Source organism: Pedobacter sp. WC2423 (genome assembly GCF_040822065.1).
Lineage (GTDB): Bacteria > Bacteroidota > Bacteroidia > Sphingobacteriales > Sphingobacteriaceae > Pedobacter.
On sequence record NZ_CP162005.1, the window covers coordinates 241,313 to 268,263 of the forward strand.

General features: G+C 43.9%; 2 protein-coding genes (1 of these 2 cut by a window edge). Both read left to right on the forward strand.

The window, feature by feature from the left end; genetic code table 11:
- Positions 1-8,982, forward strand: partial view of a non-ribosomal peptide synthase/polyketide synthase gene (locus tag AB3G38_RS00880; protein ID WP_367866608.1) — the 3' end only. It extends 24,693 nt beyond the left edge of the window; the window shows 8,982 of its 33,675 coding nt (coding positions 24,694-33,675); the start codon falls outside the window, past its left edge; the stop codon is at positions 8,980-8,982.
- Between the two features lie 33 nt (positions 8,983-9,015).
- Complete coding sequence (locus tag AB3G38_RS00885) at positions 9,016-26,946, forward strand: non-ribosomal peptide synthase/polyketide synthase (protein ID WP_367866609.1); 17,931 nt, start codon at positions 9,016-9,018, stop codon at positions 26,944-26,946.
- The last annotated feature ends 5 nt before the right edge of the window (positions 26,947-26,951 follow it).

The window sequence follows — 26,951 nt, forward strand, 5'->3', positions numbered from 1 at the left end:
AGAGGCGTGGTGAGCCTGGCTTTAAGTCAGCAGCACGCGCTATATCTGACCGAAGGAACCAGATGTTTGCAATTCGCTTCTTTTGGCTTCGATGCATCCTGCTATGAAGTATTTAATACCCTGCTCAGTGGGGGAATACTGATTCTGCCACAAAAAGAAGACCTGCTTTCTGAGGAAAGTTTTGGTGCTTTTGTTCAACGACATGGGGTAGAGGTGGTTCTTTTACCGCCATCTTATCAGCATCTTGTTAAAGATGTTCTGGGGCCAATTACTACGATTATTTCAGGAGGTGAGGCGCTGAACAGAGAAGATGTACGCTATATCAGTGCTAAAGGAGTACGGGTGCTGAATGCTTATGGCCCTACAGAAAATACGGTAGTAACTACGCTGACTGATCAGCCTATCCGGGAAGACAACGTCGTTGTGATCGGCAAACCGATAGCTAATGTACAGACTTATATCCGGGCTGAAAATGGACAATTATGTCCGGTAGGTGTAGCCGGTGAGCTCTGCGTGGGTGGAATTGGTGTTGCCCGTGGTTATCTGAACCGTGCAGAGTTAACAGCCGAAAAATTCATTGCAGACCCTTATTCAACTCAGAAAGATGCTCGTTTATACCGTACAGGTGATCTTGCACGCTTCTTGCCGGATGGTAATATCGAATACCTGGGCCGTATGGATGACCAGGTAAAAGTGAGAGGGTTCCGTATTGAATTGGGTGAAATTGAAGCAGAGCTGCAATTGTGCAGCCTGGTCAATGCAGCTGTTGTAGCGATTAAACCCGATTTGAATGGAAACAGCAGATTGGTCGGTTATATTATTCCTGAGGGAGATTTTGATAAGGAGGCTATTATCGCTTACCTGAAAGAAAAACTACCGGAGTATATGGTGCCAGCTATATTGCTGTTCATAGACAAAATACCTTTAACTCCAAACGGTAAGGTGGATAGAAAAGCTCTTCCACAACCCGATAACGATGCTTTAATTAAGGGTAATTATGTTGCTCCGAGAAATTTACTGGAAGAAAAAATTGCCTTTATCTGGCAGGATTTACTGTCTGTATCCAGGGTTGGCATACAGGATGACTTTTTTGAGCTTGGTGGTCATTCGCTGCTTGCGATGCGTGTTATTTCAGCGCTTCGTAAAACATTACAAGCCGAGATAACAGTTAAAACCCTGTTTACACATAAAACAATAGCTGAATTAGCGGTTTATATTAGTGAACAAGCTCCGCATACGGCCAGAGCAGCTATTGAGCAAAAACCAAGACCTGAAAATATCCCGCTTTCTTTCAATCAGGAAAGATTATGGTTTATCGACCAGCTGGAAGGCAGTATTCATTACCATATTCCTGCTGCATTGAGGTTAAAAGGACAGCTCAACATTGTTGCGCTGGAACAAGCTATACGTCAGCTGATCAATCGTCATGAGGTATTACGTACTGTAATGCTTGAAGAAGATGGAAAAGCCCGTCAGCATATCATGCCTGCACATTTATGGCATTTAAAGGTCACCGATCTGATCCATCAGCCGCAGGGTTCATTGCATGATGATATTCGTGAACTGATCATGGAGCCGTTTAATCTGGCTGCAGATCATATGCTTCGCGCAAATCTGATCTTACTGAAGACTGAGGTTTCAGTATTGGTGCTGACGATGCACCATATCGCTGCTGATGGATGGTCGGTAAGTATCCTGGTGAATGAACTTGCAACTTATTATGAGGCTTTTACTTCTGGTAAAGCACCTGAATTACCTGAATTGGCTATTCAATATGCAGATTTCGCAATCTGGCAAAGGGAACAACTGACACCGGTGCTGCTCGATCAACAGTTGAGTTACTGGAAAAAGCAATTGAGTGGAATAGAACCTCTTCAGTTGCCGGCAGATTTCCAGCGCCCGGCCATGCAAAGTAAAAATGCAGCGAGTTATGCTTTTGTCCTTAAACCTGAGATGCTGGAACAGCTTCATGCCCTTTCGCGTCAACAGGATACCACGTTATTTATGACTTTACTGGCTGTTTTCAAAGTGTTGCTGTCACGTTATAGCGGGCAGGAAGATATTTGTGTAGGGACTTCGATTGCGGGCAGGGTACAGCAGGAAACTGAAAAACTGATAGGATTCTTTGTGAATACGTTAGCTCTTCGCAGTCTTCCTGATCAGGATGTTTCTTTCCGGACATTTGTTCATCAGGTCAAAGAAACTACACTTGATGCTTATGAAAATCAGGAACTTCCATTTGAAAAAGTAGTGGAGGCAGTGGTAAAAGAAAGAGATCTGAGCCGCACGCCTTTATTCCAGGTGATGTTTGAGTTGCATAATACGCCTGAAATGCCGGAATTGAGTCTTGGGGAAGTTGTGGTTTCATCAGAAGACATTGATGCGGCTACGGCTCAGTTTGACATGACTGTAAACCTGCTGGAAAGCAATGGCGAATTAAATGGATATATTACTTATTGTACAGATTTGTATAGTGAAGCAACGATTGAACGCTTAAGCATACATTTCGAAACTTTACTGCAGGCAGTTATTACCTCACCTGATAGTCTTTTAGGACAGCTTCCAATGTTGACCAGCGCAGAAGAACAGCAACTGCTGAACGTGTTTAACGCGACAGAAACTGCTTATCCGCAAGATCAAACGGTTATAGCTATTTTTGAAGCTAAAGTTTTAAGCTATCCTTTATCACCGGCATTGGTGTTTGAAAACCAGGTTTATACTTATCAGGAGTTAAATGAACGCACTAATCAGCTTGCAGGCTATCTGCGCGATAAGGGAGTTACAATTGACACCTTAGTACCGGTTTGTTTAGCACGTTCGGCAGAAATGGCTGTAGCCATTTTAGGAGTGCTGAAAGCAGGAGGAGCTTATGTTCCGATTGATCCTGGTTACCCTGAAGAAAGGATTGCCTTTATGCTCGAAGATACCAATGCTTCGGTTGTGATCACGACCAGTGATTTGAAAACAAGTATCGGGGCTTTTGCTTCAGCAGATACTATTTTGCTGGATACTGATTGGGATAAGATCAGTACATGGGCAATGACTGTACCTTTAAACCCTGCGAAACCTGGCGATCTGGCTTATGTGATTTATACTTCTGGTTCTACCGGAAAACCGAAAGGGGTAATGGTAGAGCATGCGGGTATGCTGAATCACCTTTATGCTAAAATCAATGATTTACAATTAACAGCAGAAACAGTAGTTGCCTTTACGGCTTCATATACTTTTGATATTTCGGTTTGGCAGCTGTTCTCAGCCTTGCTTTGCGGAGGTAAAACCGTGATTTATTCATCAGCAAAAATCCTGGAACCAGCCATGCTGATTGATGCAGTGGAGACTGACGGAATTACCATTTTAGAGTTGGTTCCTTCTTATTTGAGTGCTGTATTACAAGAGCATACGATGGCTCACCTAAACAAATTGTCTTACTTGTTAGTAACAGGAGAGGCGGTCAGTCAGCCTTTATTGGCGTTATGGTTTGCCCATCCGAATTACGGTCGTATCCCGGTTGTAAATGCTTACGGGCCAACTGAAGCATCGGATGATATCTGTCACCATATTATGCATGAGGCTCCTTCAAGGATCAATGTCCCTGTAGGAAAACCAGTACAGAATATGCGAATTTATGTGTTGTCTTCGGGCGATCAGCTTTGCCCTGTGGGGGTACCTGGAGAGATCTGCGTGGCAGGAATCGGGGTGTCCAGGGGTTATCTGAACAGGGCAGATCTGACTGCTTCGCGTTTTGTACCTACTCCATTTGAGTCGACAGGCAGAATGTACCGTACTGGAGATCTAGGCCGCTGGTTACCTGATGGAACAGTAGAATATCTGGGCCGTATGGATGACCAGGTGAAAATCCGCGGTTTCCGTATCGAGCTTGGAGAGATTGAAAATGTATTACTGCAGCACGATGCAATCTTGCAGGCAGCGGTAATTGTTAAAACTGACGAGAGTGGAAACAAACGTTTAGTTGCCTACGTGGTTACTGAAGGTGATTTTGACAGAGAGGCAACGGTAAGCTGGTTGAAGAATCATTTACCGGAATATATGGTTCCTGGTCTTTTTGTTGCGATGGATGAACTGCCACTAACGGGTAACGGGAAAATAGATCGTAAAGGTTTACCTGATCCGGATATGGGCTCCTTACAGACCGGCACTTATACCGCGCCACGTAATGAACAGGAGACGATTCTGGCTGAGATCTGGCAAGAACTCCTGCATATTCCTGAAATAGGGATTTATGATAATTTCTTTGAACTGGGCGGAGATTCGATTATTACGATCCAGGTAGTCAGCCGTGTACGCCGTGCAGGTTTCAGTCTGCATCCGCGTGATCTGTTTATCCATCAGACCATTGCAGGTTTATCTGCTTGTATGGAAGCAGAAGCTGCAAGCGCATCTTCAGGTGAACAAGGGCTGTTGGAAGGAGAGAGTGGTTTACTGCCAATCCAGCAACATTATTTTGAATCGGGGGCTACAGAATTATCTCACTACAATCAGAGTGTATTCCTGAGTATCGGTAAAAGTATCACCGCATCGAGGTTGACTGAAGTGATCAGTCAGCTAGTCGGGGCACATGATGCATTACGTTTTGTATATGAGCACTCAGGAGGGCATTGGAGACAGACTTACGGCATGAAGGCTGGGTCACTTGAAATAAATGATCTGAGAAGCTTAAAATCGTTAGAACTGGCAAATACTATCGCTGCTCACAATGACAGATATCAAGCTAGTCTGGATATTTTGAAAGGAACACTTCTACGTGCGGTACTGATCCTGACTCCGGATACCACACCACAAAATCGTTTACTGCTGGTGGTTCACCACCTTGCGGTTGATGGAGTTTCGTGGCGTATCCTGCTGGAAGATTTTGAGCAGCTGTTGGCACAAAAACCATTGCCACAATACAAGACCGCTTCTTACCGTCAGTGGCATCAGGCAATGCTGGATTATAGTGCCAAAACAAGCTTACAGAATCAGCGTGGATACTGGGAAAATGTAGTGGCGTCAGCCACGCCATTGCGTACCATTCTTGCAGGACCAGCAGCGGTAACCGGTGCGGAAATAAAGCAGCATTCTACAAAATTAGATGCCTTGCGAACCCGCCAGTTATTGCAGGATGTACCCCGTGCTTACCATACAGTAATCAATGATTTATTACTAACTGCGCTAGCACAGACTTTGACTACTTGGAATAAACATTCCACTGTGGTGATTGGTTTAGAAGGTCATGGCAGGGAAGACTTTATTCCGGGTGTTGACATCAGCCGTACAGTAGGCTGGTTCACTAGTTTATACCCGGTTATGCTGTCTGTTGTTCCGGGTGCAGCAGCTGGTTTACAGTTGAAACATGTTAAAGAACAACTACGGTTAGTTCCGGATAAAGGTCTGGGTTACGGAATTTTAAAATATATGGCTCATGTTTCTGCTTTGCAGGGAACTGATCCGTGGCAAGTAGAGTTTAATTACCTCGGACAACTGGATAACCTGGTCAGAGAACAGGACAATCCATTGCTGTCAGGTGCATCAGAATCTTCGGGTAAAGCGATCTCTGGCAGTCATCCTGTCAGGGAGCTACTGTCGATAAACAGCCAGGTACAGGGTGGAGAATTGCAGGTGAACTGGAGTTTTAGCAGCCTTCATTTTACGCCGGAAGCTATCGCAGAAATGTCATCAGCTTACCTGGAAAATCTGGAAAATCTGATCGCACATTGCATCACTGTAGAGACCCCGGTATTCACGCCTTCAGACTATAACCTTGGCGAAGAAATCACGAACGAAGAGCTGGATAAATTCCTGGATGCAGACCATCACGGCATGCCGCGGAAATTGCAGTTGGAAAGTATATCAAGGTTGAGTGGTTTACAGGAAGGGATGCTTTTCCACAGTTTATATGATGACCATGCAGGTGCCTATATTGAACAATTTACTACGGTACTTACCGATGTTGAACCAGCAATTTTTACTAAAAGCTGGGATCAGTTATTGAAGAATCATAGTATTCTGCGCAGTGGATTCTATTACAATGAATTCAAAATACCAGTACAATGTGTTTACCGCGACGTGAAAATACCGGTGAATGTGGTGGATTGCAGCGAAATGAGTAAAGAGGAACAGGAGCGGTTTATCCATAATTATGAACAGACTGACCGTTTACAGGCATTTGAGCTGACAGCTGCACCACTCATACGCATTTGTCTGATCCGTATGGATGAGAACCGTTACAGGTTATTCTGGACTTATCATCACGTATTGCTGGATGGCTGGTCACTTGCTGTCTTACTCGGAGAGTTACTTCAGGTTTATGAACAGCTGGTTACTGGTCAAACCGGGCTGGCAGCTTCTGAAGATCGTTATGAAGACTATATCCGCTATATTGAGCGTCAGGATAAGGAAGAAGCAACACACTACTGGAAGAAATATCTGGACGGTCTGGACGAGCCAAGTTTACTGCCTTTCATCAGTACTTCGGCAGATCGTACCAAAGGAATTGGTTTATATCAGGATAAACACCTGCCTGTTGACCGGGAAACAACAGCCCGGATTACTCGTTATGTACAGCGTAACCATATTACCCTGAATACGTTAATGCAAGGGGTGTGGGCGTACTTATTGTCCCGTTATACTGGCAATAAAGACGTAGTTTATGGGGTAATTGTTTCTGGCCGCCCGGATGACCTGCCAGGCGTAGAACAGCGTATAGGTATGTATATCAATACCTTGCCTTTACGTGCTTCTACAGCAACTATAAAACCTGTTTCAACTTGGTTACAGGAAATCCAGGCCGATCAGATCAGCAGCCGGAACTATCAGTATACCACCTTAAATGATATCCGCAGATGGTCTGCGGTATCAGGAGAATTATTTGATAGTTTACTGGTATTTGAGAATTACCCGGTTGATAAAGTGCTGTCTGCACAATCATGGAAGCTTGGAACAGAGGGGGTAAGCATGAATGAACAGGGTAATTATCCACTCAGTTTGATCATAGGCACGGGGGAAGAAATCAATATTACATTTAATTACAACAGCACTTTGCTGGATACAAGCTATGCAGAAGCTATTGCCGGACATTTTGAAGCGGCTTTATTGTACATCATCACACAAGAAAATGCAACTTTAAACGACATTGAAATCCTGTCAGCTGCTGAAAAGGCTGAATTGCTGAAAGGGTCGGATGAGCATCCATTTGCTTATCCTGCGGCACAAACGATGACCGGTCTTTTTGAAAAACAAGTCTGGAAGTCACCTGCTGCAACAGCAGTGATTTTTGAAGACAGAAAATTGACTTACAGTGAATTAGATCAGCTTTCTAATCAACTGGCTAATTACCTGGTCCAGCTGGGCGCAAAACGTGATATGCTGATCCCGTTGTTTATCGAAAGGTCTCCTGAAATGCTGGTGGGAATGCTGGCTATTATGAAGGCAGGGGCGGCTTACGTACCGATCCTTCCCGATTCTCCGGCAGAACGGACCGCTTATATTCTTGCAGATATAGGTGCAACAATGGTATTAAGCAGTACAGAAAGTGCGATTTTCTTACCAGAAACAGCGTTGCCGGTTATCTTGCTGGATAACAGCGAATCCATAATGGCTGCATATGCTTTAACCGCCCCATCGGTTGAACGTTTGGCATCTGATCTGGCTTATGTGATCTATACTTCTGGTTCAACAGGTTTACCTAAAGGAGTACTGGTAGAACATGGTGGAGTAGTCAATCTGCTAAGTTATCTGGGCGAAAAATACAATATGGACAGCAGCGATAATGTCCTGCAGTTCTCGAACTATAATTTTGATGCTTCGGTAGAGCAGATATTCCTTGCTTTATTCAATGGAGGTACTGTTGTACAGCTGGATGAGGCTACCCGTTTAGATCCCTCAGCACTTGAAAATCTGCTGATCCGTGAAAAAATCACCCACATTGATGCAACTCCCGGATTCCTGGAAACCATGAATGCAGGGAGTTACGGCGGTCTTAAGCGGATCGTTTCAGGTGGAGAATACTGCCGCGTGTCACTGGCAGAAAAATGGAAACCTTATGTAGCATTCTATAACGAATACGGGCCTACAGAAACTTCAATTGTAGCGATCAGGTATGAGTATCCTGCAAATGATGTACCGCATCAGGATGGGGTGCCGATTGGCCGTCCTGTGGGGAATACCAGGGCTTATCTGCTGGATGAACAATTGCGGCTGGTTCCTTCGGGAGTAACAGGAGAGCTGTATATCGCTGGTGTACAAGTGACCAGAGGTTATTTAAACCTTCCTGAACAAACCGCAGCAAGCTTTATGGCTGATCCTTTTGTAAGCGGAGAACGCATGTATAAAACAGGGGATGTGTGCCGCTTATTGCCCGATGGTAACCTGACTTATGTTGGTCGTAATGACGATCAGGTGAAAATACGCGGTTTCAGAATTGAACTGGGTGAGATCGTTAATGCGCTGGAACAGAGTAGTCTGGTTACGCAGGGAATTGTGCTCGCAAGACAAGACGATCATGGAAATAAACGCCTGGTAGGTTATGTTGTTCCTGAAAACGGAGCTTTTGATCAGGAAGGTGTAGTGACGTTTCTGAAAAGCAGGTTGCCTGATTATATGGTTCCAGCTTTATGGGTGGTACTGGATCAGCTGCCGCTAACCAGCAATGGCAAGATCGATAAAAGAGCGTTGCCTGAGCCTGATATGAATGCCATAACTGCTAATGAATACGTGGCTCCAAGAAATGAAATTGAACAAAATCTGACTGTGATCTGGCAGGAATTGCTTGGACTGGCACAGGTTGGCGTTAATGATAATTTCTTTGAACTGGGCGGGCATTCGTTACAAGTGATGCGTATGATTTCAGCTATCCGTAAAGAATTGCAGGTAGAAGTGTCTGTAAGGACGCTATTTGAGCTCACCACGATTGATGCACTGGCTAAATATATCAATATCAATAACGATGACCTGGAGGATGAAGATTCCACCACAATAGAACTATAAACCTAAGAACCCTTACCTATAAAAAACATAATTATGCCCAATTTTAATTTAATAGATGTTGTAGAGCTGCTGAATAAAGCGAATAATGTCGGTATCAAAATTACTTTAGATGATGACCGGCTAAAGATTAAAATGCACAAAGATCAGGTGATAGACAGCAGTTTGATGGATGAATTGAAGCTGAGAAAAGAACATCTGATTACTTATTTCAAAAAGCATAGCGCCGCCACAGTTATCGCTGATGAAAATAAGATTGTACCTTTTAAAAGGGGTACAATCAAACATATCCCACTTTCATCTGGTCAGGAACGTCTTTGGTTTCTGGATCAGCTGGAAGGCAGTACAGCATATCATATTCCAACTGTTTTAAGGCTGAAGGGTAAGCTAGATAAAAAAGTGCTGGAATCGGCGCTCAGAGAAGTTGTAAACCGTCATGAAGTATTAAGAACGGTTATCTTAACAGAAGATGGGAAACCATATCAGCATATTTTACCAGCAAATAAATGGAAGCTGTCAGTTATTGACAGCCCGCTGTACAGGAAAGATCCAAATGCTTTACGAACAGGGATTAAAGAGCTGACAGATGCGCCTTTTAACCTGGCGGCCGACCATATGTTACGCGCTTATCTGTTCGTCCTTGAAGAAGAAGAGTTTGTGCTGTCAGTGACGATGCACCATATTTCTTCTGATGGCTGGTCTTTGGGTATTATTGTGAATGAATTGATTGAGGGTTATAATGCAGGTATAGAAAAAAGACAGGTTCAACTGCCGCAGCTCGACATACAATATGCAGATTATGCGGTATGGCAGCGGGAGCAGGTTTCTGAACAGGTGGAGAAATTCCACCTGGATTACTGGAAAAAGAAACTTAACGATGTGACTACGCTGTTTTTACCCGCTGATTATCCGCGTCCGGCGGTTCAAAGTTCAAAAGGTGCAGTGATTGAATTTGTAATGGATCTGGCGCTGGCAGAAAAACTAAATGTTTTATCCCGCAAACACGATTCAACGCTGTTTATGACCTTGCTAACCGCTTTTAAGGTCTTGTTGTACCGTTATACTGGTCAGCATGATATCTGTGTGGGTACGCCTACAGCGGGAAGGACGCAGCAGGAATTAGAAGGTCTGGTCGGTTTTTTTGTGAATACACTGGCCTTGCGCAGTGATCTTGGGGAGAATCCTTCCTTTGAAGCTTTACTGCAACAGGTAAAAGATACGACACTAAATGCTTATCAGCATCAGGATCTTCCACTGGAAAAAATAGTGGAAACTGTGGTGAAAGAACGTGATTTGAGCCGTAACCCACTGTTTCAGGTTTGTTTTACACTGTTGAACATCCCTGGAGACGGTGATTTGAAGCTACAGGATGTAGTGCTTTCGGCAGAGCCAATGGAGCAGACTAAGGTACAGTTTGATTTTACGCTCACCCTTCGTGAAACAGCAGAAGGGTTTTCTGGCGCGATTGAATACTGTACAGATCTTTACCGTGAAGAAACGATTTCGCGCATGGTAGTCCACTTTAAACAGCTGTTAGAGGCTATTGTGGAAACGCCTGCCGAAAGAATCAGCAATTTACGAATGCTGGATGCTGCTGAAAAAGAACAATTGCTTTTTTCTTTTTCAGCAGCAGATAGCCTTTTAAAACCAGATGGGGCAACTGTGCTGGATCATTTCAGTGCACAGGTTGAGGCTACACCAGACGCGATTGCTATTGTTTTTGAAGACCGGTCTATGACCTATAAAGAATTAGATGAGCAGGCGAATCAATTGGCTCATTACTTGCAGGTTAAAGGTGTGACGACCGAAACCCTGGTGCCTGTTTGTCTAAGCAGATCATTGGAAATGATGACAGGTATCCTGGGAATACTGAAAGCAGGTGCTGCCTATGTGCCTATTGATCCTGAATATCCGGATACCAGGATCAGCTATATCTTAACGGATACCGCTGCTAGTGTAATTATTGCAGACAACAGCAGTAAGGCTAAATTAATACAGTTGGCAGATCACGTGGAGGTGATTCTTTTAGATCAGGACTGGCAGCAGATCGGGGCACATTCAAAAAGGCCGCTCAACCTCAGCCTTACAGCAGAAAATCTGGCTTATATCATTTATACTTCAGGTTCTACCGGTATGCCTAAAGGGGTACTGGTTATGCACGGTAATATTGTAAGCCTGGTCAAAAATGTAACTTATGTTTCTTTAAGCAAGGAGGATGTTTTACTGTCAACAGGCTCACCGTCCTTTGATGCCACCACGTTTGAATATTGGAGTATGCTGCTTAATGGCGGCAGATTGATACTTTGCCCGGAAAACAAATTACTGGACAGCAGTTTACTGAAAGAAGAAATACGGATTCACGGGGTCACTAAGATGTGGTTCACGTCCAGCTGGTTTAACCAGTTGATAGACACGGATATTAGTGTTTTTGATGGACTTTCGGTGATCATGGCTGGAGGAGAGAAATTATCGGATAAACATGTCAGCAAGATAAAGGATACTTATCCTGATATTCAGCTGATTAATGGTTATGGCCCAACGGAGAATACCACTTTCTCGCTAACCTATACTATTGATAACAGGGGCAGTATCCCTATCGGCCGTCCATTGGATAACCGTACAGTTTATATCCTTGATCACTATTTAAACCCGGTGCCGGCAGGCGTGCGTGGTGAAATCTATTTGGGTGGGGCGGGTTTATCGCGTGGTTATCTGAATCGCCCTGAACTGACTGCGGAGAAATTTGTAGCCAATCCTTTTAGTGAAGGAGAAATGCTTTATAGAACAGGTGACCTGGGTTGCTGGTTACCAGATGGTAACGTTGAATTTCTGGGCAGAATTGATGATCAGGTGAAGATTCGCGGTTACCGCATAGAATTAGGAGAAATAGAGAGTGCTTTGGAAAATAGCGGTTTAGTTAAACAAGCGGTAGTTTTAGCCAAAGCTGATCAGCTGGGAAATAAGCGTCTGATCGGTTATGTGGTGCCGGCTCATGTTTTTGACCGGGATCAGTTCATGACTTATCTGAAAGATAAACTGCCGGAATATATGGTGCCGGCATGGTGGATCCCATTAACGGAAATGCCGCTTACAGCTAACGGTAAGACTGATAAAAAGGCTTTGCCTGAGCCATCAGATATCCTTGTTTCTTCCAATGCTTACGCTGCGCCCCGCAATTTGATGGAGCAGACCATTGCGGATATCTGGCAGGATTTACTGAGTGTACCGCAGGTAGGAATTTATGATAACTTTTTTGAGTTAGGGGGCGATTCTATTATTACTATTCAGGCAGTAAGCAGGGCCAAACGGGCTGGTTATGAATTACAGCCAAAGGATCTGTTTATTTATCAGACTATTGAAAAACTTTCTGCACTACTTTTAGCGCGGAAAAACAGCGAGATTACAGCCGAACAAGGGAAATTGAGTGGAATAGCTGGTTTATTGCCTATCCAGCAATGGTTTTTTGAGCAGACAGGCCCTTTTCCATCTCATTTCAATCAGCATATATTACTGACTATAGATAAAGATACAGACGTTGGAGCTCTTTCGGATGCGGTGACACAGCTGGTAGAATTCCATGATGCACTTCGTTTTTCTTATGCTTCAGGTACTAACGGCTGGGAACAAATATATGGCCATGAGGCAGGTCAGCTGGAAATTGCTGACTTACAGCAATTGCCTGCAGAGGAGCTTTCTAAGGCTATAGAAGACAACTGTGAACGGATACAGGGCAGTCTTGCTATAGAAAAGGGAGTGCTTTTTAAAGCTGTTCTGCTGTTAACACCGGCAACAGAAAACAATCACCGGCTCTTATTTGTGAGTCATCACCTTGTTATAGATGGGGTGTCATGGCGTATCCTGCTCGAAGACCTGAGATTGTTGTTGTTACATCCAGGAGAGCCTGCGGCTATCGTATTAGGTCATAAAAGCAGTTCTTATCGCCAGTGGTACAGTGCATTGGAAGAATACGGGCAGCGCGGCCGCTTGCTGATTCAGCAAGCTTACTGGGAAAATGCAAGGACTGAGTATTACCCTTTAAGAACTGAAAAAGAATCAGATGGAGGCCTTACTTTAGCCGATACCACGAGTTATACGGTTTCTTTAGATCAGGCTACTACCAAACGACTTTTGCAAGACTCTCCAAGAGCTTATCATACAGAGATTAACGATATATTACTGGGTGCACTTGCACTTACACTTTCCGCATGGAACAGCAATAGCAAGGTTTCTATCGGATTGGAAGGACATGGGCGTGAAGATATTGCAGAGGGTATAGACACCAGCCGTACTATTGGCTGGTTTACCAGTATGTACCCGATTTTACTGGAAGTAGAGGAAAGTCAAGATTTAGGAAGCTTGTTAAAGTCTGTAAAAGAGCAGCTTCGCCTGGTTCCGGACAAAGGAATCGGATATGGTGTACTTAAATACATCAACAAGGTATCTTCACTGAGTGGAAAAGAACCCTGGGATATTATTTTTAATTACCTGGGCCAGATGGACAATGTGGTCGGCACAGAAGATCTTTTGGACGGGGCTAATGAAAATTCAGGTACGGATGTACACGAAACCTATCCTGTGCGTGAAAAACTATCTTTAAATAGTATTGTTCAGGGTGGTAAGCTGGCTATAACCTGGACTTACAGTACACAGTATTTTACTGAGCAGGGAATTCAGACTTTGTCGGATTCCTATGTGTCAAATCTTGAAAAGCTGATTGCGCATTGTGCAGATAAGCCATATGCTTCTTTTACCCCGTCTGATTACAATCTTGGGGGTGAAATTACGAATGAAGAGCTGGATAATTTCCTGGAAGAGGACTATAAAGGTTCTCCGCGACATACCAATATTGAAAGCATTTACCGTTTGAGTGGTTTACAAGAAGGAATGTTATTCCACAGTATCTATGATGGACAGGCAGGTGCTTATATTGAGCAGTTTACAGGGGAGTTACTGAACCTGGATATTCCTGCATTTTTGAAAAGCTGGGAATATCTTTTACATCACCACAGTATTTTGAGAACCGGATTTTATTATGATAGATTTTCAGTTCCTATACAGTGTGTGTACCGTGAAGTTGCTTTACCAGTTACCTTACTTGATTATAGTGGCCTTGATGAAGAGGCAAAAAATCAGGCGATTATAACTTATGAAGCTGACAGTAAATTAAAAGGATTTGACTTTGAAACAGCGCCATTGATCAGTATTACACTGACGCGCCTGGATGATAAACGTCATCGTTTACTCTGGAATTTCCATCATATGCTGCTCGATGGCTGGTCTATCCCTGTTTTGCTGGAGAAATTATTGATGGCTTATGAAGCTTTGTTTGCGGGTGATCCATTACCAGTGATCTCAAAAGATAGCTACGAAGATTATATCCGTTATACAGAACGCCGTGATCAGGAACAGGAGATGCTTTATTGGAGCAATTATCTGAAAGGGGTGAATGAAGGTTGTTTATTACCTTTTGTCAATACAACAGTAAACCGGAACAAAGGAATTGGTGTGTACCGCGAATTACCTTTCAGGTTAGATGCTGCGAGCTCTGCTAAACTTTTCCATTTTGCGCAAAGAAACCGTGTCACTACAAATACCCTGATACAGGGGGTGTGGGCTTATCTTTTGTACCGGTATACCGGCCGTCCTGACGTGATTTTCGGGGTTACGGTTTCTGGTCGTCCGGAAGATCTCCCTGGTGTAGAACGGGCGATAGGGATGTATATCAATACCTTGCCTTTGTATACCTCAGTAGATATAACGGCTGGAATTGCACAGTGGTTACAGGAGTTGCAGATGAACCAGCTGCAAAGCAGGGAGTATCAGCATACCCCGCTAAATGTTACTCAGCGCTGGGCTAAAGTAGAGGGTGATCTTTTTGACAGTTTAATTGTATTTGAAAATTATCCGCCAAGTAAAGTCGTAGAAGGGTCCTCAGGTTATCTGGAACTGGAAAATGCAGCTATGCAGGAACAGACAAATTATCCGCTGAGCCTGATTGTTTCGGCCGGTGAAGAATTGGGGATCATGTTCAGCTATAACAGCAGCTTATTAGAGAAAAACTACGTGGAAGCTATCGCAGGTCACTGTGAACAGGTATTACAACAATTGCTGATTCACGAAACAGATACGCTGGCAGCTATTGAATTGTTAAATGCTAAGGAAAGTGAGCAGCTGCTCAAAACCTTCAATCATACGGACCACGTTTATCCGCAGGAGCAGACTGCGATAGACATTTTTGAAGCGCAGGTTTTAAACTATCCGTTATCGCCGGCTATCGTTTTTGAAGACACGGTTTATACTTATCAGGAATTAGATGAACGCGCTAATCAGCTTGCAGGCTATTTGCGCAGCAAAGGAGTGGTTATTGACACCTTAGTGCCGGTTTGTTTGGAACGTTCGGCAGAAATGGCTGTAGCCATTTTAGGAGTACTGAAAGCAGGAGGGGCTTATGTTCCGATTGATCCTGGTTATCCGGATGAACGGATCAGTTTTATGCTGGAAGATACCAACGCTTCGGTTGTAGTGACCAGCAGCGATTTGAAAACAAGTATCGGGGCTTTTGCTTCAGCAGATACTATTTTGCTGGATACTGATTGGGATAAGATCAGTACATGGGCAGTAACTGTACCTTTAAACCCTGCGAAACCTGGCGATCTGGCTTATGTGATTTATACTTCTGGTTCTACCGGAAAACCGAAAGGGGTAATGGTAGAGCATGCGGGTATGCTGAATCACCTTTATGCTAAAATCAATGATTTACAATTAACAGCAGAAACAGTAGTTGCCTTTACGGCTTCATATACTTTTGATATTTCGGTTTGGCAGCTGTTCTCAGCCTTGCTTTGCGGAGGTAAAACCGTGATTTATTCATCGGCAAAAATCCTGGAACCAGCCATGCTGATTGATGCAGTGGAGACTGACGGAATTACCATTTTAGAGTTGGTTCCTTCTTATTTGAGTGCTGTATTACAAGAGCATACGATGGCTCACCTAAACAAATTGTCTTACTTGTTAGTAACAGGAGAGGCGGTCAGCCAGCCTTTATTGGCGTTATGGTTTGCACATCCGAATTACGGTCGTATCCCGGTTGTAAATGCTTACGGGCCAACTGAAGCATCGGATGATATCTGTCACCATATTATGCATGAGGCTCCTTCAAGGATCAATGTCCCGGTAGGAAAACCAGTACAGAATATGCGCATTTATGTGTTGTCTTCGGGCGATCAGCTTTGCCCTGTGGGGGTACCTGGAGAGATCTGCGTGGCAGGAATCGGGGTGTCCAGGGGTTATCTGAACAGGGCGGATCTGACTGCTTCGCGTTTTGTACCTACTCCATTTGAGTCGACAGGCAGAATGTACCGTACCGGAGATCTAGGCCGCTGGTTACCTGATGGAACAGTAGAATATCTGGGCCGTATGGATGACCAGGTGAAAATCCGCGGTTTCCGTATCGAGCTTGGAGAGATTGAAAATGTATTACTGCAGCACGATGCAATCTTGCAGGCAGCGGTAATTGTTAAAACTGACGAGAGTGGAAACAAACGTTTAGTTGCCTACGTGGTTACTGAAGGTGATTTTGACAGAGAGGCAACGGTAAGCTGGTTGAAGAATCATTTACCGGAATATATGGTTCCTGGTCTTTTTGTTGCCATGGATGAACTGCCACTAACGGGTAACGGGAAAATAGATCGTAAAGGTTTACCTGATCCGGATATGGGCTCCTTACAGACCGGCACTTATACCGCGCCACGTAATGAACAGGAGACGATTCTGGCTAAGATCTGGCAAGAATTACTGCATATCCCGAAAGTTGGCATCTATGATAATTTCTTTGAACTGGGTGGAGACTCGATTATTACCATTCAGGTAGTCAGCAGGGCACGCCGGGCTGGTTTCAGCCTGCATCCGCGTGATTTGTTTGTTCACCAGACCATTGCAGGATTATCGGCCAGTCTTTTAACTGAAGCAGAAAGTGCAGCATCGGGTGAACAAGGGCTTTTAGAAGGAGAGAGTGGTTTACTGCCAATCCAGCAACATTATTTTGAATCGGGGGCTACTGAAATTTCTCATTATAACCAGGATGTGCTGCTTTCTATCGGGAAGAATGTGCCGGCAGAGGTGGTATCCGCTGCCATCAGTCAGCTGGTCGCTACACATGATGTATTGCGGTTTAGCTATGAACAAACCGCCGATGGCTGGAAACAGGTTTATAGCAATTATGCAGGAGCGCTTGAAATCTGTGACCTGCGCCATATCCCGGCCGAAGACTTACCTGTTGTTATTGCGGAGCACAATGCGCAGTATCAAACCAGTCTGGAGCTTACCAAAGGTGCTGTTTTGCGTACTGTATTGTTATTGACCCCTGATACAGAGTTGAAAAACAGGTTATTGCTTGTAGTGCACCATCTTGTTGTAGATGTGGTTTCATGGCGTATCCTGCTGGAAGATTTGGAATTGTTATTGTCAAAAGAATCAATGGCGCCTTATAAAACTGCTTCTTACCGCCAATGGTACCAGGCATTGGTCACCTATGGCGCGCGGCAATCGGTACAGCAGCAACGCCGGTATTGGGAGCACACAGTTGCAGCTGCTCAACCCATGCGTACCATTCAGGAATGGTCAGGAATACTGACAGGCGCGGATATTGAGCAGCATAGTGTTGTATTGGATGAGGCACTTACCCGCCAGTTGTTACAGGATGTACCCCGTGCTTACCATACCGTCATTAATGATGTATTGTTGACTGCATTGGCATTGACTTTAACTCAATGGAACGCTCATACACAGGTGATCATTGGGCTGGAAGGTCATGGCAGGGAAGACTTTATTCCGGGTATTGATATTAGCCGTACGGTTGGCTGGTTCACTAATTTGTACCCGGTTATGCTGTCTGTTGCTGCTGATGCAGATTATGGCTCACATTTGAAGAATATTAAAGAACAACTTCGTCAGATACCAGATAAAGGTCTGGGCTTTGGTGTTTTAAAATATATTGATCGGGTTCCTTCTTTACAGGGGGATGATCCATGGCAAGTGGAATTCAACTATCTCGGTCAACTGGATAACCTGGTTCAGGAAGAAGAAAATACGTACTTGTCTGGTGCCACTGAAGCTACAGGCAGTTCGACTGCTGAGAGTTATCCGGTCAGAGAACTGCTATCTGTTAACAGTATGATACAGGGTGGGGAATTAAGGATGAACTGGAGTTATAGCAACCGTCATTTCACAGCAGATGCTTTAACCGAAATAGCTGACTCCTATCTTGAAAATCTAAAAAACCTCATTACTCATGCTGTCGATGTAGAACTTCCTGTGTCTACGCCTTCAGATTATAACCTGGGTGAAGAGATCACCAATGAAGAGCTGGACAAATTTCTGGATGCAACTTACAACGGGGCTCCACGCCGTTTACAATTGGAAAGTATGGCACGTTTAAGTGGTTTACAGGAAGGAATGTTGTTTCATAGTTTATACGACGATCAGGCTGGAGCTTACAGTAAACAGTTTTCTTGTATACTGGTAAAACCCGATATAGATGCATTTGTACAAAGCTGGTATGGGATCTTAAAACGTCACAGTATCCTGCGCAGCGGATTCAATTATAATGAATTTAAAATCCCTGTACAGTGCGTTTACCATGAAGTGAAAATACCAGTAGAAATACTGGATTGCAGTCAGCTGAACAGTGTTGAACAAGAACAGTATGTTCTTGATTACGAAGCAGCTGATCTTAAAAAAGGTTTTGATTTTACAGCGGCTCCATTAATGCGCATCTGTTTTATTAAACTGGATAACGAACGTTATTATATGTTATGGAGCCATCACCATGTACTGCTGGATGGCTGGTCTATGCCTATTGTGATGGAAGAACTGCTCACTAATTATGAAAACCTGGTTAGTGGAAAACCAATGCCAGTGCTTGCCGCAGACCGTTATGAAGATTATATCCGTTACATCGAGCGTCAGGATAAAGAGCAGGCAACCGCTTACTGGCGTAACTATCTGGATGGACTCGAGGAAGCCAGCTTATTACCTTTTGTAACGAACTTATCCGACCGGACAAAAAGCCATAGCGGTTATGGGGAAGAGATCTTTCAGCTGGATGCCGGATTTACAGCACGCTTAACAAACTATGCGCAGCAAAACCGGGTAACGATCAATACGCTGATGCAAGGCGTCTGGTCTTATTTATTGTACTGTTATACGGGCAGAAAAGATGTTGCCTTCGGTGTGGTCGTTTCAGGGCGTCCTGAGAACCTGGCTGGCGTAGAAAGCGCGGTCGGTATGTATATCAATACCTTACCATTACACGGGAAAATTGACTTGACACAAGATTTTGCTGCGGCATTACAACAGATTCAATCTGAGCAATTAGAAAGCAGAGCCTACCAATACAATAGTCTGAGTGAAATACAGCGTCTTTCGGGGATTAAGGGTGATCTGTTTGATACGCTGCTGGTGTTTGAGAATTATCCGGTAAGTGAGACACTGAACACCAAACCATGGAAACTGCAGATAGAAAATGTATCCTCCGAAGAGCACACTAATTATCCATTAAGTGTGATCATCATGGCTGGAAAACAGATTGACTTCCTTTTAAGTCATAACAACCTGATCTCACAGCACTATGTAAAAGCGATCGCACATCATTTCAAGACTATACTGGAGCAAATTGCTTCGGCAGTTAAACCGTTGAAAATTGGAGAACTTAATTTACTGACTGCGGGAGAACAACAGCAGATTTTATATGATTTTAATGCTAAAAACATCTCTCTTTTACCTTCTGAGAGTGTTGTTGAGCTTTTTGCCTTAGCGGCAGCCGCACAAGTTGACCATCCTGCTGTCATTACAGGAACTGATACGATGAGTTATCGCGAACTGAATGAGCAATCTTCATGTTTTGCGCATTACCTGCGTAAAAAAGGGGTAACGAAAGGCACTTTAGTACCGGTTTGCCAGGAAAGATCGGCTGATATTATAGTGACTATGCTAGCTATTCTAAAGGCAGGCGGGGCTTATGTTCCCATCGATCCGGGTTATCCGGCAGACCGGATTCAGTATATGCTTGCAGATACCGGCGCTGATTTATTGATTTGTAACGCTAAAATATCAGTTGCTTTAGGGAGCATCAAAGGGCTTGAATTCATTCATCCCGAAGATTTAACAGCCGAACTTAAGCAGTATCCAGTAACAGCTCCGTTGATTCATGTTGGGCTGGAAGATCTGGTTTATGTGATTTATACTTCCGGTTCTACAGGTCAGCCTAAAGGAGTGAAGATTACGCATGCGGGACTTTCCAATTTGATTAACTGGCACCATGAACGCTATCATCTCACCAGGGATAGTAAAACTACGACTGCGGCAGGAGTGGGTTTTGATGCTTTTGGATGGGAAATATGGCCGGCATTGAGTATCGGAGCAGTGCTTTATGTGGTAGATGATGAACAAAGGTTATCGCCATCTGGTCTTGTGGATTATTATATCGAGCAGGGTATTACGCATAGTTTCCTGTCTACGATCCTGATTCCTGAGTTTATTGAAGCGAGCAGAAACCGCGCGTCAGCATTAAAATATTTGCTTGCAGGCGGGGATAAACTGGCTGCTGTAAATGTGGATGGCTTAAGTTATAAGATCATCAATAATTATGGTCCGACAGAAAATAGTGTGGTGACAACGAGTTATGAACTTTCTGCTGAATATAGTGAAACTGCACCTCCGATTGGTATTCCGGTGAGCCATACACAGCTTTATATTTTGAATGCAGCCAACAAAATTAGTCCTGTTGGTGTGCCTGGAGAACTTTGTATCAGCGGTGTGGGGCTTGCAACTGGTTACCTGAACAGGGATTTGCTTACGGAAGAGAAATTTGTAACGAACCCTTTTAATACCAATTACGGAGGCCGGATGTACCGTAGCGGAGATCTTGCGTGCTGGTTACCGGATGGCAATATTGAATACCTTGGCCGTATCGATGATCAGGTAAAAATACGGGGTTACCGGATAGAATTAGGGGAGATCGAAAATGTATTACAACAAAATGAAGGGGTAAAACATGCGGTGGTTTTAGTTAAATCTGATGACCGCGGGCATAAACAACTGGTGGGTTATATTGTACCGGAAGGTTCCTTTGATAAAGGTTTGCTGATCGCTTATCTGAAAGATCGTTTACCGGATTATATGGTTCCTGCATTATGGGTGTCTCTTGATCAGCTTCCTTTAACCAGCAATGGTAAAGTAGACAAGAAAATGTTGCCTGAGCCGGATATCAGTACTTTACTGACGGAAAGTTATGAATCGCCACGTACACTGGCAGAACAGGCGCTGGTAGAAATCTGGCAGGACCTGCTTCGTCTGGAACAGGTTGGTATTCATGACAATTTCTTTGAATTGGGTGGAGACTCCATTATTACGATCCAGGTAGTAAGCCGGGCAAAAAGAGCTGGTTATGAATTCCAGCCAAAAGACTTATTTGTACAGCAAACTATTGCCGGATTATCTAAGTTACTGCAAGAAAGAGCGCATGTTATTTCTTACGCAGAAGAGGGCTTCCTTACGGGTAGCAGTGGATTATTGCCTATTCAGCAATGGTACTTTGATTTGGAAACTCCTGCTGTATCGCACTTTAATCAGCATGTGTTATTAACGGTCTCCAAGCAGATAGATCCAGCTGTAATCTCTGATGCGGTATTACAGCTGGCTGATTATCATGATGCGTTAAGGTTTACTTATACTAAAAATGAGAACCATTGGGAGCAAGCTTACGGAAGTTATACCGGGGCACTGGAAACGATAGATCTGGGAGAAATGACCACTGCTGATGCAGCTGCTGCAATCAAACAATTTGGCCAGGAGGCGCAATGCAGCCTTGATATTGAACAGGGAATCATTTTCCGGAGTTTATTGTTTTTAACTCCGGAAAATGATCAGGATAACCGTTTGTTACTTCTTGTACATCACCTTGCAGTAGACGGAGTTTCATGGCGAATTTTACTGGAAGACCTTGGATTGCTGATCAAACAGCCGGGCAAAAATGCAGTATCTGTTCTGGGCAGTAAAAGTGCTTCGTACCGTCAATGGTATCAGGCATTGGAAGGCTATGGAAAAACGATCTCCAAACAACATGTCTACTGGACGGAGGTTGCAGCACATTATGTTCCGTTGCCAGAAGACCATGACTATACTGCGCGTTTAACGCTGAATGATATGGGTACTAAAGTGACCAGGCTGAATAGTACAGTTACACAGCGGTTATTGCAGGAGGTATTACAGGTTTATCATGCAGAAATCAATGACGTGCTTTTAAGTGCACTGGCTGTAGCTTTATCAAAATGGAGTGGTATTTCACGAATTTCTATCGGCCTGGAAGGGCACGGACGCGAAGATATTATGGCTGGTATTGATACCAGCCGCACTGTAGGCTGGTTTACAAATCTTTATCCTGTATCCCTGGAAACAGATTCAGGCAGAGATATCGGGTATGCGCTGAAATCAGTTAAAGAACAATTAAGAAAAATACCAGCAAAAGGAATTGGCTTTGGTGTATTGAAATATATAGAGAAGTTACCTGCGCTGCAAGGGCAAGGTTCCTGGAACATTGTATTCAACTACCTTGGACAGCTGGATAACCTGGTCAGTGAAAAGGGAGAAATCGGAATGGCTAATGAACAGGCCGGTGACAGCGTTTCAGCAGATTATCCGGCTACCGATAAATTGTCTGTCAATACGATGATTCAGGGTGGTGAATTGTTATTTGACTGGAGTTATAGTACCAAACATTATGAAGAAGCCAATATTGATATACTCGTTGATTTGTACATGGAGCAATTGCAGAATCTGATCAGCCATTGCGCTGAACAGGTTTCTCCAGCCTTTACGCCCTTTGATTACGGGCTGAATGATTTGGTTACTGTAAACGAACTGGACAAGTTTCTGGAAGAGAATTATCAGGGTGCACCAAGAAAAGCACAACTGGAAAGTCTGTATCGTTTAGGCGGTTTACAGGAAGGAATGTTGTTCCATGAGTTGTATAACGAACAGGGGGCATTTACAGAACAGCTTTCCTGTGACCTGATGAACTTACAAACAGACAAATTTATCCGGAGCTGGGAGATCCTGATTAAGCAACATAGTATTTTAAGGACAGGTTTTTACCACGATGTATTCTCGATCCCTATACAATGTGTTTATCAAGAGGCCGCGCTTTCATCAACGCTGCTGGATTATCGCGGCAAGAGTACAGCGGAGCAGGAAAAAGCGATAGCAGAATTTGAGCAGGCTGACCGCCTTAAAGGATTTGATCTGAAAGCAGCCCCACTGATGAGAATCTGTCTGATCCGGCTTTCTGATACGCAATACAGAATGCTTTGGAGTTTCCATCATATTCTGCTGGATGGCTGGTCTGTTCCTGTGTTGTTAGCTGAATTGTTTGCTAATTATGAACAATTAGAGGCAGAAAAACCTGTAGAAGAGCAACCAGCAGACCGATATGAAGATTATATCCGTTTTATCGAAAAGCAGGACAAAGAACAAACCGCAGGTTACTGGCGAAATTATCTGGCACCAGTAGAAGAAGGCTGTTTGCTTCCTTTTGTAAGCGCAACAGCAGACCGTACCCGCGGAGTTGGGATGAACGAAAGTATCATCACGTTTGATGCGGTGATGACTGAACAGATTTCAACTTATGCGAAACAACAACATTTAACGGTTAATTCTCTGATGCAAGGGGTGTGGGCTTATCTTTTATACTGCTACACCGGTCGTACTGAAGTAATTTATGGAGTTACTGTGTCGGGCCGTCCTGAAGATTTGCCAGGTATCGAAAGAAAAGTGGGCATGTATATCAATACGTTGCCTCTTTATATCAGCGTGGATCTGTCAATGGATATCAATACCTGGTTGCAGAAAATACAACAGGGTCAACTGGAAAGCAGGGAGTATCAATATACTACCCTGAATGATATTCAGCGCCTGACAAATATTAAAGGTGACCTTTTTGATACGTCTATTGTGTTCCAGAACTATCCTGTGAGTGAATCTGATCTGCAAAAAGGCGGAGAACTTGAAGTCAGTGATCTTGTGGTGCATCCGCAGACCAATTATCCGCTCACCATTAACGTGATTACGGGCAGAGAGACTAGCCTGCTGTTTGTTCATAATGATGAATTGCTGGATACACAGGCTGTTGACAGGATGATGGGCCATTTTAAACAAGTGCTGTTGCAGCTGGTGGAAAAAGGAGTGAAGACCTGGAAAGAAGTCGAATTGATGACCGCTCAGGAAGCGGAGCAATTGCTGGTTACTTTTAACAATAAAGTTGTTGCTTATCCAGCTGCACAGACTTTAGTTGGGCTGTTCATCGGGCAGGCAGCTACTACGCCTGATGCTCCGGCAATAGTTTTTGAACAGAACACCTGGTCTTACCGCAAGCTGGATGAAGCATCCGGGAAACTGGCTAATTATCTGCGTAGTAAAGGCGTAAAAACTGATACGCTGGTTCCGGTTTTTCTGGAAAGATCGGCAGAAATGGTAGTTGCTATTTTGGGTGTGATGAAAGCCGGTGGTGCTTATGTGCCGCTGGACACGACTTATCCGGCAGAAAGAATCAGTTATATACTGAGAGATACCAAGGCGTTGATGGTGATTACTACGGCAGATATCAGCAGCCGGATTTATACCATATCGGATATCCCGCTGGTATTGCTTGACCAGGATATTGCAATCATTGACAGGTATCCGGTTGCGATCGCAGCAGGAGAAGTAAAACCAGGGGATCTGGCTTATGTGATTTATACTTCCGGTTCTACCGGACAGCCAAAAGGGGTAATGGTGGAGCATGCAGGAATGCTGAATCACCTGTATGCCAAAGTGAATGACCTGCAGCTGAATGCAGAAAGTGTGGTTGCTTTTACAGCTTCGTATACTTTTGATATCTCCGTGTGGCAGATCTTTTCGGCGCTCTTAAGCGGAGGGCATACCATTATTTATCCTTCACAATTGTTGTTACAACCTGCAGCATTGCTGGACAAAGTAGAAGAAAACGAGGTAACTATTTTAGAATTGGTTCCTTCTTACCTGGCTGCTGTTCTGCGGGAAGAGCTGACCACTAAGCTGGAAAAACTGCAATATCTGCTGGTTACCGGAGAAACGGTTAGCCAGCCATTGCTTGCGCAATGGTTCGGACATCCTGATTTTGGGCGTATCCCGGTAGTGAATGCTTATGGGCCTACAGAGGCTTCGGATGATATCTGTCACTATATAATGCATGAAACTCCTGCGCAGATTAATATTCCGCTGGGTAGTCCGATACAGAATTTGCAGGTTTATGTATTGAATAATGAATTGAATCTTTGTCCGGTTGGCGTGACTGGTGAAATCTGCGTAGCAGGAATCGGGGTTTCCAGAGGGTATTTAAACCGTCCTGATTTGACTGCTGCCAAATTTATTTCCAATCCTTTTCATGCAGCAGGCAAAATGTACCGTACAGGTGATCTTGGCCGCTGGCTGGCTGATGGAAATATCGAATACCTTGGTCGTATGGATGATCAGGTGAAAGTACGCGGATTCCGTATTGAGCTTGGAGAGATTGAAAATGTATTGCAACAATATGAAGAGATCAATCAGGCAGTTGTAGTGGTTAAAGATGATGCAAGCGGAAATAAACGTCTGGTAGCTTATCTGGCCACAAAACCAGCATATGACAAAGATTCAATGCTGAACTGGTTAAAAGGAGTTTTACCGGAATATATGGTGCCTTCATTTTTTATCACACTTGCAGAACTTCCATTAACGCCTAACGGAAAGATAGACAAGAAAGCACTGCCTGATCCGGATACCAATGAATTGCTGACTACTGCATATGTAGCGCCGAATAATCATTTACAGGAAAAACTGGCGGAGATCTGGCAACATATGCTGGGCATCCCAAGAATCGGTATCCATGATAATTTCTTTGAACTTGGTGGCCTTTCACTGCTGGTGATTGGTTTGGTTTCTGTAATTAAAAAGGAAATTGGCGTGAAAGTTCAGGTAAAGGATATTTTCAGTTATCCTACCATAGATCAGCTTGCTGAAGTTATTCATCTGCGCAAAGAAGAGCTCAAAGAAAATACAGCAGCACAGTTTGATGCCCAAAGCTACAGTGATCATATCGTCTTATTGAATGATGGCCCGGTTTCATTCCCTGTATTTATGCTGCCGGGAGCGGCCGGGGTTTGTGAAGTGTACAGTGCTTTAGGACAGGCGCTTAATGAAACCTGTGCCCTTTATGGATTGCAGATGCCCGGAGTATTTGAAGGAGAAACTCCTGAACAAGAGCTGACTATGATTGCTACCCGTAATATTGCATGGATGAAAGAAGTGCAGCCTGCCGGCCCTTACCGTTTTATCGGACACTCATTGGGAGGAATCATGATTCACGAAATGACCAAACAACTGGAAGCCGCTGGAGAACAGGTACAGACAGGAATTATTCTGGATAAAGACACCACTACGGAAAGTTCATTTCATGAAGATGATGATAATGGGGAAACACTTTTCAGACTGGCTATGCTGGTATTTGAATTGGGAAGTATCGTCACTAAACCTTATCCTGAGTGGATCTGGAAATTGAAAGCGGGATTTTCTTTAGCAGACAGAGAAAAAATAATGCCGGTAATTACTTCAATTGTAATGGAGAACCTTGGAAATAACAAGCATTATACCAGTTTTATTTTAAGGATACTGACCCTGGTGATCAGTAATGCTTTTCTGGAATATACAGTGACGGAGCAGATTAATGCGAGCCTTTTAATTGTAAAAGCAGAAGAAACCCTATGGGAGGAAAATAGCGGAAGCCTTGGCTGGGAAGCCTTTGCAACTACAACGCAGGCTATTACTATGCCCGGAGATCACGATTCACTGGTAGGAAATGCTCATGTACAGATATTGGCAGCTGAATTAACGGCATACTTGCAACAATTTAAGGGGTAAGAAAA

Excerpts from the sequence above, each read along its gene's own strand:
- AB3G38_RS00885 (WP_367866609.1), top strand. The coding sequence starts at position 9,016 with ATGCCCAATTTTAATTTAATAGATGTTGTAGAGCTGCTGAATAAAGCG.